The following is a 19,867-nucleotide window of genomic DNA, read 5'->3' on the forward strand; positions in this document are numbered from 1 at the left end:
CTATGTTGAATTTGCAATGGATTGTGCCGCCAAATAGGCGCCCGTCCATGCATTCTGAAAGTTGAATCCTCCAGTTATGGCATCTACATTGATGATTTCCCCGGCAAAGTAGAGATTGGGAAATAGCTTGCTTTGGAAAGTCTTGAAATCAATCTCCTTTAAATCCACTCCCCCTGCAGTTACAAATTCCTCTTTAAAAGTGCTTTTCCCCTCCACCCGAAATGTGGAAGCAGTCAATTGTTCCGTCAGTTGGTGTAAGGTCTGGCGAGTGGCTTCGGCCCAACGATCTTCGGGACCAATTCCGGCTGCTTGCACCAATTTTGCCCAAAGCCGTTTTGGGATATCCAATGCGTTGGTGCGCAATATGGTTTTCTTGGGCTCTGCCTCCTTTATTTTTTTGAGATAGGCCAACATGGATCCCGTGGAATAATCCGGAGTCCAGTTCACACGAACTCGAAAAACATAGTTATAATCATTTAACAAATTGGCACCCCAAGCAGATAGCTTTAAAATGGCAGGGCCACTAAGCCCCCAATGGGTCACCAATACGGGACCATCGGACTGGAGCACAGGCTCATCCTTAACAGCACTTTTAAGTTCCAATTCGGTTACATCCGAAACATAAATACGTTTGGGGAGGATTGCAACTTCAGCATAGGTACTTATTCCTTGTATGCCGTTTAGTCGTTCATCTTTTATGTTGAACGTGAACAAAGAGGATACTGGAGGTATTATGGTATGCCCCAACGCTTCCAATTGGCTCCAAACCTTGGGATTGCTACCCGTGGCCAACAGCAATATCTTGCTATGGTAATGTTTGTTCATGGTAGTTACCTGCCATTCTTCCCCAACTTTTCTAAAATGCTTTACGGAACTGTTTTTTAAAACCTTCACCCCCAAACGCTCCGCTTCGCCCACCAAACAATCGATAATACTTTGGCTGGAATCGCTTTTGGGAAATACTCGACCATCTGCCTCAATTTTTAAAGGAACGCCTCTTTCTTCAAAAAAGGCCATAACATCCATGGGCGCATAATGATGGAAAGGGCCCAAAAGTTCTTTTTCACCTCGTGGATAATTCAATGTGAGGTCTTTGGCCGAAAATTCACCGTGGGTTACATTGCAACGACCTCCCCCAGAAACCTTCACTTTGGAAAGAACTGTTTTTCCTCTTTCAAAGATGGCCACGTTAAGTTGAGGGTTGATCTCTACAATGTGGATTGCCGCATAAAACCCAGCGGCCCCACCCCCCACGATGATTACATCGAACATTACCGGACCCGTTCTGGGTAGTTGGTAATAATACCGTCTACCCCAAATTCTTTCATTTTTTGGATATCTGCAGGTTCATTCACGGTCCACGTGTACACCTTTAGTCCTTCATCCTGAATCTTTTCAGTATTTTCCTGTGTCAACGTCCTAAAGTTTGGATTGATGGCCACAGCATTGAGTTCCTTCGCCACATCAATGGCGTTTAACGGATCCTCTTCGGTAAGAACGGCAATTTTAATGGTTGGGTTCAATTCTCTCATGCGTCTCAATTCGTCCCATTTAAAGCTGGAAATCACAAAATTTTCAGGAGACCAACCTCTCTTGTTGATGTAAAAATCGGTAATGAAATTTACCCTGTCGGCTGTATCATTCCCCTTCAGCTCAATGTTCAGTGCAACTTTATTGTCAATCAATCGTAAAACCTGTTGTAAATCGGGAATTTTATGATTGCCATCCAAGGTCAAGAGTTTAAGATCGGTGATGTAGTACTCCTCAATATTTCCGGCGCCGTTGGAAAGCCGCTCTACATTCTCGTCATGAAAAACAACGATTTCACCACTCTTTATCTTGAACACGTCTATCTCTATCATATCCACGCCCAAGTCCATGGCCTTTTGTATGGAAGCCAAGGTATTTTCCGTTTCATGGCCCATGGCACCCCGATGCCCTATGACCAATGGTTCTGAATTTTTCATTTGACAACTGTTTAGCGTAACTATAAAAGTTGCAAGAAGTAGGATGTTTTTCTTCATGTTGGTTTTTTGAAAACTAAAAATACAATTTGAAAGTGAAATTCGAATTTCCATCAAAATTGAAAATCTATTAGTATTTAATATTTATTTTTTTGGTGTGCTATTTTTTTAATACTCTTTTTATGTTTTTGATATTTTTTAATTGATATATTTAACATATTAATAACCAATTAAATAAATCAGCATGTTTTCAAAATCTAATTTGCTGGCCACCTTGGTCGGCACCGTTGTCATGTTTTTTTTGGGATACCTGATTTGGGGTATAGCCACCATGGATTTTTTTAATGAACATAGCCTTAACAATGTTATGAAGGAAGTACCCAACTTAGGCCTAATAGCCGTTGCCAATCTAATTGCCGTTTTTGCGTTGAGTTGCTTGTATAGCAAATGGGCCCGGGGTCATCATTCAATCGCCCAAGGATTTCAATTTGGGGCTTGGATCGGCATTTTTGTTGGGATAGGAATGGGGCTATTGCAATATGGTACAGCAAACCTGATGGATTTGACCGGGCATATCGTTGAAGCCGTACTCGATATTATTTTTTACGGAATCATCGGTGCAGTAATTGCCTTTGTGTACCTAAAGACTGCAGCCAAGGAATAAAAAAACAAATTACTTATCTTGAAACGGATTGCGGTGCAATCCGTTTTTTTATTCCATTACTTTGAAAATATAGCTCTGCAAAGGTTCCAATTCCACCGCTATGCTTCCCTTACCATCTGCAACAATCAACTTGGAATTAACCTCGCCATACAATTTTTCTTTTAATGGGTATTCACCCTCTTTGAGCTGCCATCCTCCAATGATCTCACTAGGCACCTTTAAATCAAAACTGTAGCTTTTTTGGGCATCAAAATTGGTTACTACCACCAATTTTTCATGGGTCGACCATCGCACATAGGAGAGTACCCTGTGATCATAGCCTTGCGTATGTTCCTTGTTGTAGAAATGGATGTCTTGATAATCGCCCATAAGCGCTTCACTCTGAATGGTAAAATTGAGCAAGCGTTTATAGAAATCCCGCAGTTCCTTCTCTTGTTGGGAGAGTTGGCCTCCATCAAACTTTTTGTTGTTTACCCACCTCTGATGATGCGGCACCCCGATATAATCGAAAATGGAGGTGCGTGACGGTTTTCCAAATCCTGCATCTTCGGCTCCTGGTTCCCCTACCTCTTGTCCAAAATAGATCATGGTCGGAGAGGTGCTGATGGTGGCGGAAACCACCATTGCGGGTTTTGCCAGATTTGCATCACCCGCAAATTCAGGACTTGCTATGCGTTGCTCATCATGGTTTTCCAAAAAATGGAGCATGTGATGTTCAATATCGGCCATTCCTTTTTGTACCACCGGGATGTGGTCGGTCCACCCATACCCTTTCATGATGTGCTTGATGCTATCATACAATTCGACCTTGTCGTACAGGTAATCCATTTTGCCTTTGTGGATATAGTCGCGGTATAAACCGGGGTTGTATACTTCTGCCAACAAAAAAGCTTCTGGATTTTTCATTTTGATGTTGGAATTGAGGTAACTCCAAAATTCCACGGGCACCATTTCGGCCATATCGAAACGGAAACCATCCACTCCAAAATCGAGCCAATAGAGAGCAATATCCTTAAATTTATTCCAAGAATCGGGCAGGGTCTTATCCTTCCAAAATGCGAAATGTGCTTGGTAATCCTTGCCATCAAAATCATTTGGCAACTCCACAAAATCTTTGGTTCCATCAGGCCTTACCCCATAATTGATCTTGACCGTTTCGTACCAATCGTTAAAATTGGGCTGTGCCAAGCGCGAACCGTTGCCGGTCCATTTGGCCGGATCTTCCACAAACTTGCCATCTGCCAATGGGTTTGTATCTCCTCCCAACGGCAAATAACCTTCCTGCCATTCTGGGACCTTGAATGACTCGCCGGGAATGTAATAAAAATTGTTGTTCACATCGTACTCCACACCGGTATTGTCCGATGCACCAAAATCTTCCACACCTTCCGGGTTTGTCGCACCTTCATAATTCCGTGCCACATGATTGGGCACAATATCGATGATGACCTTCATGCCGGCATTGTGTGTGCGCTGGACCAAGGCCTTGAATTCCTCCAATCGATTAGCAGGATCTATGGCAAGGTCAGGGTTGACGTTGTAGTAGTCCTTCACAGCATAGGGCGAACCTGCGCGGCCTTTTACCACATCAGGATCATCATTGGAAATACCATAAGCTGTGTAGTCGTTGATCACGGCATGATGGGGCACACCGGTATACCAAATATGGGTAACCCCAAGATCTTTGATTTCCCGAAGGGCAGTATCCGTAAAATCGGCAAACTTGCCCACCCCATTTTCTTCGATGGTTCCCCAGGGGGTATTTGTTGTGTTGGTGTTTCCGAACAAGCGGGTAAACACTTGATAGACGACAGCTTTCTTTTTCATAGGCAAGACAACTTCTTTTGGCTCGGGTTTTTCCTTGCATGAGGCAAGGGCACCTATCACCAGCACAAGTGCAATGAAGCTTCTGGTTTTCATGCGGCTACTTCTTTTCCGGGTTCCAACGTGATGGATTTCCCATTCACCAAGATATCCAAAACCTCAGAGCCGGTAATTTCGAAGGTTGTTGTTTTGGCGGAAGCTTTCATTGTTATGATCTGATCCCTAAAATTGATCTTAAAGGCAAACGAATTCCATTGTTCTGGAATCTGTGGCTCAAAACTGAGGGTACCATCGACAATCCTCATTCCACCGAACCCTTCAACAATACTCATCCAGGTACCGGCCATCGAAGTAATGTGAAGCCCTTCTTCCACCTCCTTGTTATAATCATCCAAATCGAGGCGCGAAGTTCTCAAATAAAAGGTGTAAGCCTGTTCCATTCGGCCCAATTTGGCAGCCTGAATACTATGCACGCAAGGCGAAAGGGAGGATTCATGTACCGTAAACGGCTCATAAAAATCGAAATGGCGTTCCAATTCTTCTTTGGAAAAATGATCTTCAAAGAAATAAAAGCCTTGAAGCACATCCGCTTGTTTGATATAGGGCGATCGTAAAATACGGTCCCAACTCCACTTTTGGTTGATGGGTCGTTGTGACTTGTCCAAATCCTGCACCTTGATCATCTGCTTGTCCAAAAATCCATCTTGCTGCAAGTACACCTGGTATTTTTCAGAAAATGGGAAATACATGTTGTCCGCCACCTTGCTCCAATCTGAAATCTCGGCTTCGGTCAATTTGGTCTTTTCCATTATTCTTTTGTGGTCGGCAGGATACTCCTCGGCAACCTTATTGACCTGCTCCACTGCATAATCGATGCACCATTTGGCCAAATAATTGGTATACCAGTTGTTGTTCACGTTGTTCTCGTACTCGTTTGGACCCGTAACGCCCAACACGACATATTTTTGCTTGTCCTCTGAGTAGTTGACACGTTGATGCCAAAAACGCGCAATGCCGATCAATACCTCCAATCCCATTTCGGGGATGTAGCTATAATCGCCGGTAAAACGGAAATAATTGAAAATGGCAAAGGCTATGGCTCCATTCCTGTGGATTTCCTCAAAGGTGATTTCCCATTCGTTATGGCACTCCTCACCGTTCATGGTTACCATGGGATACAGGGCCGCTCCATTGGTAAAGCCCAATTTTTGGGCGTTCTCAATCGCCTTTTCCAAATGGTTATAACGATATTTCAGGAGGTTCCAGGCCACTTTTTGGTTTTTGGTGGCCATGTAAAATGGCAAACAATAGGCTTCGGTATCCCAATAGGTGCTTCCGCCGTATTTTTCACCAGTGAAGCCTTTGGGCCCAATATTCAGTCTGGAATCCTTGCCCAAATAGGTCTGGTTAAGCTGGAAAATATTGAAGCGAATACCTTGCTGCGCCTTCACATCGCCTTCAATGGTAATGTCGCTCATTTCCCAAATCCGTCCCCAGGCATCCTTTTGTTTTTGTAGGAGTCCTTCAAAGCCCAATTGGATGGCATTATCCAACGTCTGGTTGGCAGCCTTCAACAACCCGTCCTTTGGATGGTTTCTGTCGACGGTATACCCACCAAATTTTACCAACGTTAGGGTTTCATCTTTTCCCAACTGAACCTTATAACTATGCGACACCCTGTTGTCCGAACTATCCATTGTGTGGATTGTATCAATTTTGGCTCCCTCGACAAAGAGTTGGCTCTGCATGAACGTGCACACCGAAAAATTGGTCTTCATGGTATGGCACTCGATAAAGGCCCTATCGTTTTCGGAAGAAACTTTGGTGATGTTCCAGAACTTATCGTCCCAATTACTATCCATGTTTTTTATTCCTCCGTCCAAATATGGAACCATGATCACTTCAGCATCTGCATTCAACACCTGCAGATTATATTGAATAGCCCCTGTTTCATCCAAATCGAGACTCAAAAACCGAACAACATCGACCGCTACATCCACATCATTGGGCAAGGTGGCCACAAAGCTCCGCTTGTACCATCCTTCTTTCATATTGAGCTCCCTTCGGAAATGCGCCACCTTTTTACAGGTATTCAAATCCAATGGGATAGCATCCACAGTTACGTTGATACCAATCCAATTTGGTGCATTCAGCACCTTGGCAAAGTATTCCGGATATCCGTTCTTCCACCAACCCACACGGGTTTTATCGGGATAATAAACGCCGGCGATATAGCTTCCCTGAAATGTATCACCAGAAAACTGTTCTTCAAAATTGGCACGTTGGCCCATGGCACCATTTCCCAAACTGAAAAGGCTTTCTGAAGATTTGACCCTCTCATGGTCAAAACCTTCTTCAATTATCGCCCATGGATCTGCGGTTATATAATCTTGATTCATGAATTTTTACATCTTGATGAGCAAAACTAGTCATCCTTATTAAAAAGATGGCGCAAACTTAGTGAAATATGGAATCCCTAATGACAAGTGTGGGTTCCAAAATTTTGGTTTGATAGGTTTCTTCGTCATCTTCGCTCTCCACCTTATCTATGAGCATTTTGGCCGCAACTTCCCCCATTTTTTCCCCATGCTGGGAAACAACGGTAAGGCTGGGGTTGGCATATTTGGACAAAAGGCCATCGGTAAAACCTATAAATGATATGTCTTCGGGAATCTTCAACCCTTTGCTTTGCGCCAATCGCATGCTGTAAACGGCAAAGATTTCGTTGACGCAGAGAATGGCGTCAATTTCTTGACTTTCCAGGAAAGTTCCAATCCGTTGCTCATCCATCTCCATGGAAGGAAGTTTTAAAATTCGGGACTGTTGTACGCCAAGACCGCTTTCCTCCAATGCCTTTTTATACCCAGAAGTCCTAGCCTTGCTAACGCTCAAATAGTCATCAGTAGTAATCAGGGCAATTTTGGTCTTCCCCTGCTCAATGAATTTTTTTGTGGCCATGTAGGCACCCAACGCATCGTCGATGATGACCTTATCGCATTCCACCTCATTGGTTATCCTATCAAACAGTACAACGGGTATGCCTTGCTCGGTTACTTCCTTTAAGTGGTTATAATCCCCTTTTTGTTGGGTTTCAGAAGATAGGGACATAATGAAGCCATCAATACTGCCATTGGCCAACATTTCCATATTGATCACTTCCTTATCGAATGATTCTTCGGATAGGCAAACAATAACATTATAACCTTTGGCATTGGCATATTTTTCAATCCCCCGGATTACGGTTGTAAAAAAGTGGTGAACAATATCTGGAATCACGACACCGATATTCTTGGTACGTTTGTTTTTAAGGCTAATCGCAATATTATTTGGCTTGTAATTGTACAATTTTGCAAAGGCCTGTACCTTTTCCTTGGTATCCCTGCTTATTTCTTCACTGTTTTTTAATGCTTTGGAAACGGTGGAAATGGACACCTCAAGCTCTCTGGCAATATCCTTAAGGGTAATCTTTGCTTTCAATGGCTTTTGATTTCTTAATGTTCAAATAAACGCCGAAAATTAGTCAATAACAGAAATATGCAATCATTTAAGTAGGGTTTTTAACAAAAAAAGGGCTTAATTTTCAGTATCTGGCAGCATTTGTTAACATAATCAAAAAATAAAAATACTATATTAGCAGCATATTGCGGATATCATAATTCTAAATGGATAAATTGTAATATAGACAACTCAACGTATTAAGTTTTGCCAACACTTCACCGATTCAAAGTTATCAACACGAAACCGTTTTCGCTTAATATTGCGATATGCTTAAATTTCGATTAACATTATTTTTATATATGTTTAACACTTGAATTAAAATTAACTAAACTTAAAATTAATTATTTATGAAGATTACGCTACTTAAAAGCTTTTTGCTGCTTGGAGCATTTTTATGCTTTGGTTTGGCAAAAGCTCAAACAGTATCTGGTACCGTTTCCGATGTAAATGGGCCGCTACCAGGGGCGAGCGTATTGGTAAAAGGAACTACCAATGGTACGCAGACCGATTTTGACGGTAATTACACCCTCAGCGACGTAGGTAGTTCTGCGACTTTGGTGTTTAGCTACATTGGCTTCAAAACTGTGGAAATAGCAGTGAATGGCCAGTCGACCATAAACGTAACCCTAGAGGAAGATGCACAGGCTTTGGATGAAGTAGTAATCATCGGTTATGGTCAAACCACCATAAAAGATGCAACAGGAGCTGTTGCTGCGGTGACGTCCGAAGATTTTAACCAAGGTGTTATATCTTCTCCAGAGCAACTTATCCAAGGTAAAACTGCTGGGGTTCAGATCACGCAGTCCAGTGGTGAGCCTGGTGCTGGAATAGCACTAAGAATTCGTGGTACTGCATCTGTAAGATCTAACAACAGTCCTCTGTTTGTTATTGATGGAGTGCCCGTTACCAATGAAAGTGTTTCTGCCGGTGGTGCAGACGTTGGAGTTGGTACCAGTGGTGCCAAGAACCCACTTAACTTCTTAAACCCCAATGATATTGAGAGCATGAGTATCTTGAAAGATGCATCAGCTACTGCTATATACGGTTCCAGAGGTGCCAACGGTGTTGTGGTAATCACCACCAAATCAGGAAAAGGCGGTGGTTCAAACGGACTATGGGCATTTTCCTCCAATTTGAGCATTTCATCAGTGGCCGATACTTATGATCTTTTGAGCGCAGATGAGTTCGTTGCGCGAGGAGGTTCCGATTTGGGAGGTGCAACTGATTGGCAAAGTTATATTTTTAGAACAACTGCCTCTACCGATAACAACCTGTCGTATTCCCAAAATTATGGACAAGGGAACGTAAGGGCTACATTTGGTTACTCCAAACAATTTGGTGTAATCGAAAACACTGACTTAGAGAGAATAACTGGTAGGGTAAATGCGGCGCACCGATTCTTTAAAGATAAATTAAAGGTCAATCTTCAAACAACAGTTTCCAGAATAAACGACAAAGCTCCATTTATCAGTAGAACATCTGGAAGTACGGGAGATTTGCTTGCTTCGGCATATTACGCAAATCCAACATTGCCTGCCAATCCAAACTTTAATGCAGCTCCCGATAGAAACCCTGCCAACCTTTTGGCCTATTATGATGACAACACCAATACCGACAGATTCCTTGGAAACCTGTCTTTGGAGTACGATATTACTGACGAGGTTTCTGCAAAATTGAATTTAGGATATGACACATCAAGTTCGAACAGAGGTCAGGTTTCCGGACCACAAATCCTTGCTTTAAACAATGGTGCTGAGTTCAATGGTCGCGCTGCTGTCAGCAATCTTGACACCGAGAACAAACTATTGGAATTTACGGTGAACTACAGAAAAGAGTTTGAAAACTCCAATCTTGATGCACTTGTAGGTTTCTCCTATCAAGACTTCAATAGAAAAGGTCAAAACATCTTAGGTCAAGGATATGGTACTTCCGACCTTAAAAAAATAGTTGCCGCTACAAACAGTGCTTATGATGCAACCAAAAATCTTGCAAGCAATTATCAGGGCTATGGTATCGGTACATTCCAAAATGATGTGGATGCCGGCAACCAATTTAGAATTTTGGGTCTAATACCCAATGTTAACGAAACAACGCTTGGCCTACCAAGTATTCCTGTTGATGCCTTTACAGTAGATACCTATGACAACACAGATGAGTTGCAGTCGTTCTTCGGACGAATCAACTATACTCTTTACAACAAGTATTTGTTTACAGCTACAGTAAGAGCTGATGGTTCTTCAAGGTTTGGTGGAAACAATCAGTACGGTTATTTCCCATCTGCTGCATTTGCATGGAAGTTAAATGAAGAGGATTTTGTTGGCGAAGCCTTCTCAACATTGAAAATGAGATTGAGTTGGGGTATTACAGGTAACCAAGATGGTCTTGGATACGGAAACTTTGTGAATAGAACAAGATGGAACCAATTGGGCATTGGAGCAAATTCGCAAATCACTGCACCTGCTACCTCCGAGGTTGCATTTGCGAACCCAGATCTTAAATGGGAAGAAACAACCCAATATGGCTTTGGTATCGATTTTGGATTTGGCAACGACCGTTTTACCGGTAATATTGATTTGTACCGAAAAGAAACCAGTGATATTCTTTTGAATTTGCCAGCAGTGCAACCTGCCACCTCTCCTTTCGTTTTCCAAAATGTAGATGGGGTTATTGTTAACCAAGGTATCGAATTGGGCTTGGATTATGACATTATCAGGTCTGAAGATTTCACTTGGAATGCCAACTTCAACATTTCGTACAACAAAAACGAGCTTACCGATTACGCTGGACCCAATATCCAAGCAGGTAACCTATACGGACAAGGTCTTACAGGGACAACTTCCCAAATCCTAACAAATGGAAAACCTTTGTTCACTTACAACCTTCGTTTGGTTGACGAGAACTTTAACGTGGATACCGACCCAACCATTTTGGACAAATCGGGTCTTCCAAAGATTATTTCAGGTTTCTCTACCTCTGCATCATATAAGAACTGGGATGCATCTTTGTTCTTCTCAGGTCAGTTTGGACACTATGTGTACAATAACACGGCCAATGCCTTGTTTGCTGCACCACAGATCGGAAGTAGAAACAACTTGAAAAGTGTAGTGGACAACGGTGTTACACTCTCAGCAACCAACCCAAGTACTTATTTCTTGGAAAAGGGAGATTTTGTAAGACTTCAATCTGCTTCAATTTCGTATAACGTTCCATTAAGTGGCGATGGCAGCTTTAAAAGCATGCGTCTAAGTGTGAATGGCCAGAACCTGTTCCTAATTACGGATTACAGTGGTTTGGATCCTGAAGTTAGCACCACGGATGTACCTGCAAACGGTTTACCATCAGCTTCCATTGATTATCTTCAATACCCAAGACCAAGAACTTTCACTTTTGGGGTTAATGTTACATTTTAAAAAATTGCACCATGAAGAAAATAACTAAATATTTAACTATTACACTTTCAGCCTCTTTGGTGTTTTCATGCACCGATTTGGAGATTGAAGGTACAGACTCTTTAATAACAGATGGCTTTGCTGGGGTCGCGAACGTACAAGGTGAGGTTGCGAACCTCAGAAACATTGTTTCAGGAGGACAATTGGGCAACCAAGAAGGACTCTTTGCTTTGAACGAAGTTTCCACAGATGAATATGTTGTGCCTACCAGAGGTACCGACTGGGGTGATAACGGTAGATGGCTGTCCATTCATAGACAGACCTGGAATGCCGAATTATCCGATATTGTTGTGCCTTGGCAACAATTGAACAGTGTTACTATCAACGCAACTCGGGTAATAAGCCCTAAAAGTGTGAATACCGCAGGCGGGGATATTACCCAACAAAAAGCTGAGGCACGGTTCTATAGAGCTTGGGCCATGTCTTGGATTTTGGATATGTGGAGACAAGTCCCTTACAGGGATGTTGATCAACCCAATAGTGCCATTCCAGCCGTATTGACGGGTCAAGTTGCCATAGACAGTATTGTGGCTGACCTAAATATTGCGATTCAAGATTTGCCCGATGTTACTGCAGGAGATGCTATCGCTTTGAAATCAAGCCCTACGAAGGCTTCTGCCCTTCATTTGATGGCTCAGCTTCATTTGAACAAACATGTGTATCTTGACACAAGCCCACAAGCGGCAGACATGCAAGTAGTTATCGATGCCGTTGATGATATTGCTGCCAGCGGATACACACTTGCGGATTCAGGGGAATTTTTTGACATCTTTAAACCAAGTAATGATGTAGAAACCATTTGGTGGGTGCCTTCCGATGCCGGAGCCAGAATTTGGCATACACTGCACTACAACCAAAACTTCCCAGGTTTCAATGATGGAGGTGGATGGAATGGTTTTACTACTCTTGCTGAGTTCTACGACCTTTTTGAAGGACCAGCTGATACCAACTATCCAGGTGACGGTCAAGAGGAACGTAGAGGGGTGGTTCATGACCCAAGTACAGCTAATGCAGAAAACTTGGGTATCGGCATAGGATTCTTGATAAACCAACAATACGAGCAGGATGGAACTCCCCTAAATGCAAGAGATAATGTTGGAGGAATTCCATTGGTATTTACAAGGGAAACTGAAAAAGCTGAATATACTTCTCCCGGTGATAACGATGTTCTGGAAACCTCAGGTATCAGAATGTTGAAATATCACCCCAATGAAGAAGGTGGCGATAGAAGACAGCACGTTGTTAGATATCGTTTTGCTGATGCCTACTTAATGAAGGCAGAAGCCATGTTCAGAATGGGCAACGACCCATTGGCCATGATCAATGAGCTTAGGTCCAAGAGAGGAGCATCTCCACTTGCGGCAGTTACCGAAGCAAATCTATTGGCTGAAAGAGGTAGGGAAATGTACCAAGAAATGACCAGGAGACAAGACCTGATCAGGTTTGGACAGTACCTTAGAGCTTGGAACCTAAAAGAAGCAGGGGATGCTACAAAATTGATCTTCCCAATTCCAGTTGCCGACGTTTTGGCCAATCCAAATCTTGTACAAAACCCAGGTTACTAAAAAAACAAAGTTTAAGCTGTTTTTTAAGACAAATGCCGCCCACATAATATGGGCGGCATTTCTTTTTGTTTAAAAGACAATTAACCCTAAAAAAAAGATTAATAAAATATTAATGAGGGTCAATAATTTTGAGATAAGCACCCATCTTGCTAGATTGGCCGTTTTACAATATAATAAGAACAAAATTGGCACTTCGAGGTTCCCTAAATAGGAACGTTAGTTTAGGAATCTGATGGATTAAAAGTGAAATTAAAACGACTAATGGAAAATAACGCTTGATGATAGCAATGGGCAATCCTATTCCATTAATATTCAAAATAATTGGTAAATGAAGTTGAAATATTTAGTCCCAACCCTTCTACTATTGGTTTTTACCGCATGTAAGAACAAAATGGATAGCAAACCGGATACACAAAAACAAGAAACATTGTTCACATTATTGACACCGGAGGAGTCGGGCGTTACCTTCATCAACAAAGTTGCCAACCAAAAAGACTTCAACATTTTTAAATACCGAAACTTTTACAATGGAGGTGGAGTTGCCATAGGAGATATCAACAACGATGGCCTTCAAGATATTTATCTAACCGGAAACATGGAACCCAATAGACTCTATCTGAACAAAGGCAACATGAAATTCGAAGACATTTCCGAGAGGGCTGGTGTCCTCGGAAACAAACCCTGGTCCACAGGGGTGGTTATGGTAGATATCAATCATGACGGACTATTGGACATCTATGTTTCCAATGCTGGAAACATGGAAGGCAACAACCATGACAACGATTTGTACATAAACAATGGGGACCTAACTTTTACTGAAAGAGCGGAAGAATACAATCTTGCCAAAACTGGGTTCACCACCCACGCCTCTTTCTTTGATTATGACAAAGACGGCGATCTGGATGTGTACATTCTCAATAATAGCAATATTCCGGTCAGTAGCCTTGGCTATGCCGAACAACGTGAAGTAAGGGCCCAGGATTGGGAAGGTGTTCCACACATATTCAAAGGTGTAGGCGACATGCTTTTGCGCAATGACAATGGTAAATTTGTGGATGTAAGTGAAGCGGCAGGAATTTATGGAAGTTTAATTGGTTTTGGACTTGGGGTACTGGTTACGGATTTTAATGGTGACCTCTATCCGGATATCTATGTTTCGAACGATTTCTACGAAAGGGATTATCTCTATATCAATCAAAAAGATGGCACCTTTAAGGAACAAATAAAGGATTGGACCTCACATTTGAGTCTTTCCGCAATGGGAATCGATATAGCGGACATCAATAACGATGGGCATAATGACATCTTCATTACCGACATGCTCCCAGAAGCGGAGCGTCGTGTAAAATCGGTCATGGAGTTTGAAGGCTACAACATCTTTAACCTCAAACAAAGTAAAGATTTTGGCCAACAATATATCCAGAATACCTTACAGTTAAACAATGGCAATGGCACATTTTCCGAGGTTGCCTACTATAGTGGTATAGATGCTACCGATTGGAGCTGGGCCGGGCTTATGTTCGATATGGACAATGACGGACTCAAGGATATTTTTATAACCAATGGTATCAATCATGATCTTACAGATTTAGACTTCGTTGACTTTTTTGCCAATGAAATTGTTCAAAAAATGGCACTTACCGGAAAAAAAGAGTCCATCGATTCCATAATCAGTAAAATGCCGGTGAAGCCCCAACCCAATTACGCCTACAAAAACAATGGAGACATTACATTTAAAAATGCGAACAAAGAATGGGGATTTGAACTTCCCTCACGTTCCAATGGTGCTGCCTATGCAGATCTCGACAATGATGGCGACCTCGATTTAGTGATCAATAATGTAAACACACCAGCATTTGTTTACAAGAACAATGCAGAATCCCAACTCAACAACAATTACATCCAACTAAAATTCAAAGGGCCAAAAACCAACCCTTTCGCAGTAGGAACCTTGGCCAAGTTCTATTTCAACGGTAACATCATTAATCAGGAACTTATACCTTCAAGAGGATTTCAATCCTCCATGGGATACGAAATGACCATAGGATTGGGCCAAAACAAGACTTTGGACTCCATCCGTATTATTTGGCCGGATGAATTGACCCAAAAACTGGAGAATGTTTCAGCCAATCAGGTGCTTACCCTAAATTATGACGATGCAACGGAAACCTATATCCTTCCCAAAAAACAGGATAGGGAACCCCTATTGAAGGAGTTGCCAACAAGCAATTTGGTCGCACACAAAGAGGATACCTACAATGATTTTGATTATGAAGGGCTCATCTATCAGAAGCTGTCCCAAGAAGGGCCATCCTTGGCCGTTGCCGATATAAACGGAGATGGCAATGAGGATATTTTCATTGGTGGAGCCAGCGGACAGGCAGGCACCATTTACCTACACTCTGGCAATGGAAAAATTTCAACAAAAAAAATCGCTGTATTTGAAGAGGACAAGATGTACGAGGATGTAGCTGCCGCTTTTTTTGATGCAGATGGGGATGACGATATGGATCTTATGGTCGGATCTGGAGGGAACAATGTAGAAATGCAACGTTCATATAAAACACGATTGTATTTGAACGACGGGAAAGGCAATTTTTCCAAATCATCGAACGAACTGCCCTCTACTTTCAAAAATGTGGCAACCATTGCACCAAATGATTTCGACAATGATGGAGATGTGGATGTTTTTATCGGATCACGAAGTGTTGTTGGCGTATATGGCTTATCTCCCGATCACCTAATACTTGAAAATATGGGTGATGGAACATTTAAGGATGCAACCGAAAGATTGGGCTACGATCTGAAGGATGCCGGCATGGTAACAGACGCCAAATGGGTGGACATGGATGGCGACTCTAAATTGGACCTCGTACTATCCGCAGAATGGGACACACCAAAAATTTATAGGAACTCCGGCAGACGATTGTCCAAAATGAACAGTTCATTGGACAGCCTTTACGGTTGGTGGAACACGGTTGAAACAGCAGATTTGGATGGCGATGGAGACCAAGACCTTATCCTCGGCAACCAGGGGTTGAACCTGCACTACAAACCCACTTCCTTTGCACCGATGAAAATGTGGATCAATGATTATGACAATAATGGGACCATTGAACAGATATTTACCCTTCAGGAAGATGGAAAGGATTTTCCCATCCATCAAAAACGAGAACTTACCGAACAGCTGCCCAATCTAAAAAAGCAGAACCTGAAAGCATCCGATTATGCCCAAAGAACCATTCAGCAATTGTTTCCCGAGGAAGTATTGGAAAAATCCATCGTGAAAAAGGTGGAAAACTCCGCCTCGGTCATCGCTATAAACGAGGGCAATGGCAAATTCACCATTAAGAACCTACCACCAAGGGTACAATTATCCTGTGTTTGCGACATTACATGTACCGATGTGAACAACGATGGCAATCTGGATTTGATCATGGCGGGCAACAATTTTGATTTCAAGCCCCAATTTTCCCGTTTGGATGCGGGTCAAGGGAACTTATTGTTGGGCGATGGCAAATTGGGATTTGAGTGGCAAGATTATGAAACCAGTGGTTTTAAAGTCCGTGAAGAGGTGAAATATTTGAAAATGATAAAGGATAAAAATGGTAATATCTTCATGATTGCTGCCATTAATAACAACATGCCAAAACTTTTTGCGATCAATGAATAAACCCATTTCCATACTATTGTTGTTGGTATTCTTGGTGTCGTGCAACAAGGGAGGCAGCCTGTTCGATAATCCGGACCCGAAGGAAACCGGTATCACATTTGCCAACACCTTAACTTCAACAAAAGACCTAAGTATCTTGGATTATCTATACTTCTACAACGGTGGAGGGGTCGCAATCGGGGATATCAATAATGATGGTTTGCCCGATATTTTTCTCAGTGGCAACCAAGTAAAGAACAAACTATACTTGAACAAGGGCAATCTTGCTTTTGAAGATATAACGGACATAGCCAATGTTGCCGGGAACAGTAGCTGGAATACCGGTGTTACCATGGCCGATGTAAATGGCGATGGCTATTTGGATATCTATGTCTGTGCTGTTGTGGGCATCAACGGGTTTAATGGCCACAATGAACTCTTTATTAATAATGGCGATAATACCTTTACAGAAAGTGCCGCCAAATATGGTTTGGATTTTGATTCGTATAGCTCCAACGCTACGTTTTTTGACTATGATCTTGACGGGGATTTGGATATGTACTTACTGAATCATGCCGTACATACCCAAAATTCCTTCGGCAAATTTGATCTTAGATTTGAACGGCGATACGAAACTGGGGATAAATTGCTTCGAAATGACAATGGCAAATTTGTGGATGTCAGTGAAGAGGCCGGTATTTATGGGGGCATTAACGGCTATGGGCTTGGATTGGCTGTTTCAGATTTCAATCAAGATGGGTACCCCGATATTTATGTGGGCAATGATTTTCATGAAGATGATTATTATTATCTGAACAATGGTGATGGCACTTTTACGGAAAGTCTTAGAAAATATTTTGGGCACACCAGTAGGTTCTCAATGGGCATCGACGTGGCTGACATCAATAATGATGGTAGACCCGATTTTTTATCCTTGGACATGCTGCCCGAAGATGAAGTGGCCCTGAAATCTTCCGAAGGTGACGATAACATCCAGACCCAAAAATTGCGAATAGACCGATTCGGTTACCATTACCAATTTACTAGGAACATGCTCTTTGTAAACCAACCTGATGGTAATTTTATGGAAACCGCGCTTATGAGTGGTATTGCTGCCACAGATTGGAGTTGGAGCGCTTTGTTCGCCGACTATGACCTCGATGGCCAACAAGATGTTTTCATCTCCAATGGTATTCCTAAACGACCCAATGATCTTGATTTCATCAATTTTGTATCCAGTGAACAGATTCAGAAAAAGATGGACAACACCAAACTGGTTGACGAGAAAGCACTGAATCTTATGCCCTCAGGAAATGTGCACAACTATGTATTCAAAGGCAAAAAAGATTTGATGTTCCAGAACATGTCCGATGATTGGATTGCGAAGGACACCTTAATATCAGGCGCAACAGCCATAGGAGACTTGGATGGGGATGGAGACTTGGATCTAATAACGAACAACATTAACCAGCCTGCTGCGCTCTACATCAACAAGGCCAATAAAAAAGGGAGCTATTTAAAATTACGATTCAAATATTCGAAGCAAAACCAGTTTGGGATTGGCACCAAAGTCTTCTCCTACCAAAATGGAGGGTTGCAATACAAGGAACTATACCCAACCCGTGGCTTTCAGGCTTCATCAGAACCCATAGTGCACTTTGGATATGGCACCGTTCAAACCATTGATTCCATAAAGATCGTTTGGCCGGATCGTAGCTATCAGGTAATCAAAAATGTTCCGACAAACCAAGAACTCACATTGTCTCCCAAAGACACAAAGCCTTTCGATTATAACTCCCTACATAAAAAATCCAAAAAAATGTTCAGCCCGGTTGCAGGAAACCTAGGATTGGATTTTACCCATGTAGAGGACAATTATACCGATTTCAACAGGGAAAAATTGATTCCATACCAAGTTTCGGACCGTGGCCCTGCTTTGGCTATTGGCGATTTAAATAACGATGGAAAAGAAGATATTTTCCTTGGTGGTTCAAAATTTGAAGCTGCACAAATCTATCTGCAGACCGACTCCCTTTTTACCAATAAAAAAATCGAGACACTGCAAAAAGATTCCATTCGGGAAAACATTTCAGCTGTAATAGCAGATTTTGACAACGACCAACGCAACGATGTGTTTGTATCATCGGGTGGTGGCGATTTTTTTGACAAATCGGAGGCGTTGTTGGATGCGCTTTACGTCCAAAAAGATACTGTCTTTACATCGGTTGAACTGCCATCGGTCTATCAAAATGCCTCGGTCGTCAGATCGTTCGACTTTGACAAAGATGGAGATTTGGACGTTTTTGTTGGCGGACACACCATTACTGCCCAATTTGGAGCACCTGTAACCTCTTATCTATTGGTAAATGAAAATGGAACATTTCAAAAAAATGAATCCTTTGACAAACTGGCCAAAGGCATGGTTACCGATGCCCTGTGGACCGATTTTGACCAAGATGGGCAAACGGACCTGATATTGATCGGGGAATGGATGTCGCCCAAATTCCTCAAAAACGTAAATGGCAAATTTGAAGAAGCCACATCGCTTAATTTAAGTGGTCTCTGGCAAACCATTGCGCCATTCGACATTGATGGGGATGGGGATACGGACTACCTGTTGGGCAATTGGGGCACCAATTCCAAATTCAAGGCCAGTAGGGAAAACCCAATGTTGCTCTACTTCAATGATTTTGATGAAAATGGCCAAACGGAAACAGTGACCGCCATGGAAAAAAATGGTGACTACTTTCCTTTGGAAAACTTGGACGGACTGGCATCCCAACTAGTTTACTTGCGCAAGAAATACACCAACTATAAATCGTTTGCCGGTCAGACCATGGAGGAGATTTTCGGAAAGGAAGCCTTGGAAAAAAGTACGATTTTGGAGGTCAACACGCTGGAATCGGGTTATTTGAGGAACAATAAAGGGGAATTTGAATTTGTTCCCTTTAAGAATGAGTTGCAAGTATCACCAATAATGTCATTTTTGGTGGGCGATCTTAATGGAGATGGCAAGGACGAAGTATTGATGGGGGGCAACTATTTTGGCATTAAACCGTACCATGGACGTATGGACTCCTTCCCTGGCGCACTTCTTTCCAATGAGCATGAAATACAATTGGGCAACGAATTGGGCCTTGATTTTACCCAAAAATCACTCCGCCATTTGAAGACCTTGGACTTTAATGGAGAAAAATATCTGTTGGCCATTTTTAACAACGACAAAGCACAAGTATATCGAATCAATTAAC

The 19,867-nt window shown here is 42.3% G+C and carries 10 protein-coding genes; 5 read left to right on the plus strand and 5 right to left on the minus strand.

Going from position 1 to position 19,867, the window contains the following annotated elements; all coding sequences use genetic code 11:
• Both EO131_RS02025 and EO131_RS02030 read right to left on the minus strand, forming a co-directional pair.
• Complete coding sequence (locus tag EO131_RS02025; protein ID WP_127018677.1) at window positions 1–1,272, minus strand: BaiN/RdsA family NAD(P)/FAD-dependent oxidoreductase; 1,272 nt, start codon at window positions 1,270–1,272, stop codon at window positions 1–3.
• Entirely contained in the window at window positions 1,272–1,967 is a 696-nt protein-coding gene (locus EO131_RS02030) for a glycerophosphodiester phosphodiesterase (RefSeq protein WP_127018678.1), read from the minus strand. The genes EO131_RS02025 and EO131_RS02030 overlap by 1 nt, the downstream gene beginning before the upstream one ends.
• A 241-nt stretch (window positions 1,968–2,208) precedes the next feature.
• On the opposite strand from EO131_RS02030, the gene EO131_RS02035 reads away from it, so the two are divergent.
• On the plus strand, window positions 2,209–2,628 hold the full coding sequence (locus EO131_RS02035) for a hypothetical protein (protein ID WP_127018679.1): 420 nt from the start codon (window positions 2,209–2,211) through the stop codon (window positions 2,626–2,628).
• A gap of 48 nt (window positions 2,629–2,676) precedes the next feature.
• Here the strand turns inward: EO131_RS02035 and EO131_RS02040 are convergent, their stop codons facing one another.
• The 3 genes from EO131_RS02040 to EO131_RS02050 are packed head-to-tail and all read right to left on the minus strand — an operon-like array spanning window position 2,677 to window position 7,929.
• On the minus strand, window positions 2,677–4,548 hold the full coding sequence (locus EO131_RS02040; protein ID WP_127018680.1) for an alpha-amylase family glycosyl hydrolase: 1,872 nt from the start codon (window positions 4,546–4,548) through the stop codon (window positions 2,677–2,679).
• On the minus strand, window positions 4,545–6,851 hold the full coding sequence (locus tag EO131_RS02045; RefSeq protein WP_127018681.1) for a glycoside hydrolase family 65 protein: 2,307 nt from the start codon (window positions 6,849–6,851) through the stop codon (window positions 4,545–4,547). The genes EO131_RS02040 and EO131_RS02045 overlap by 4 nt, the downstream gene beginning before the upstream one ends.
• 58 nt (window positions 6,852–6,909) lie before the next feature.
• Window positions 6,910–7,929, minus strand: coding sequence for a LacI family DNA-binding transcriptional regulator (locus EO131_RS02050; protein ID WP_127018682.1), 1,020 nt, complete (start codon window positions 7,927–7,929; stop codon window positions 6,910–6,912).
• A gap of 368 nt (window positions 7,930–8,297) precedes the next feature.
• Between EO131_RS02050 and EO131_RS02055 the strand changes: the two genes are divergently transcribed.
• From EO131_RS02055 to EO131_RS02070, 4 genes are all read left to right on the plus strand, one after another.
• Window positions 8,298–11,360: a SusC/RagA family TonB-linked outer membrane protein gene (locus EO131_RS02055; RefSeq protein WP_127018683.1), complete on the plus strand. Its 3,063-nt coding sequence runs from the start codon at window positions 8,298–8,300 to the stop codon at window positions 11,358–11,360.
• Window positions 11,361–11,371: 11 nt separating this feature from the next.
• Entirely contained in the window at window positions 11,372–12,964 is a 1,593-nt protein-coding gene (locus EO131_RS02060) for a RagB/SusD family nutrient uptake outer membrane protein (RefSeq protein WP_127018684.1), read from the plus strand.
• 328 nt (window positions 12,965–13,292) lie between these two features.
• A complete protein-coding gene (locus EO131_RS02065) occupies window positions 13,293–16,637 on the plus strand; it encodes a CRTAC1 family protein (RefSeq protein WP_127018685.1) in 3,345 nt (1,114 codons plus the stop codon).
• Window positions 16,630–19,866 carry a VCBS repeat-containing protein gene (locus EO131_RS02070; RefSeq protein WP_127018686.1) on the plus strand — a complete coding sequence of 1,079 codons (3,237 nt, stop codon included), beginning with the start codon at window positions 16,630–16,632 and terminating at the stop codon, window positions 19,864–19,866. The genes EO131_RS02065 and EO131_RS02070 overlap by 8 nt, the downstream gene beginning before the upstream one ends.
• Window position 19,867 lies beyond the last annotated feature (1 nt).

Source organism: Flagellimonas beolgyonensis, assembly GCF_003992615.1.
GTDB classification, from domain to species: domain Bacteria; phylum Bacteroidota; class Bacteroidia; order Flavobacteriales; family Flavobacteriaceae; genus Flagellimonas; species Flagellimonas beolgyonensis.

Coding starts and splice junctions, on each gene's coding strand:
- EO131_RS02025 (WP_127018677.1), bottom strand. CDS start 1,272: ATGTTCGATGTAATCATCGTGGGGGGTGGGGCCGCTGGGTTTTATGCG.
- EO131_RS02030 (WP_127018678.1), bottom strand. CDS start 1,967: ATGAAAAATTCAGAACCATTGGTCATAGGGCATCGGGGTGCCATGGGC.
- EO131_RS02035 (WP_127018679.1), top strand. CDS start 2,209: ATGTTTTCAAAATCTAATTTGCTGGCCACCTTGGTCGGCACCGTTGTC.
- EO131_RS02040 (WP_127018680.1), bottom strand. CDS start 4,548: ATGAAAACCAGAAGCTTCATTGCACTTGTGCTGGTGATAGGTGCCCTT.
- EO131_RS02045 (WP_127018681.1), bottom strand. CDS start 6,851: ATGAATCAAGATTATATAACCGCAGATCCATGGGCGATAATTGAAGAA.
- EO131_RS02055 (WP_127018683.1), top strand. CDS start 8,298: ATGAAGATTACGCTACTTAAAAGCTTTTTGCTGCTTGGAGCATTTTTA.
- EO131_RS02060 (WP_127018684.1), top strand. CDS start 11,372: ATGAAGAAAATAACTAAATATTTAACTATTACACTTTCAGCCTCTTTG.
- EO131_RS02065 (WP_127018685.1), top strand. CDS start 13,293: ATGAAGTTGAAATATTTAGTCCCAACCCTTCTACTATTGGTTTTTACC.
- EO131_RS02070 (WP_127018686.1), top strand. CDS start 16,630: ATGAATAAACCCATTTCCATACTATTGTTGTTGGTATTCTTGGTGTCG.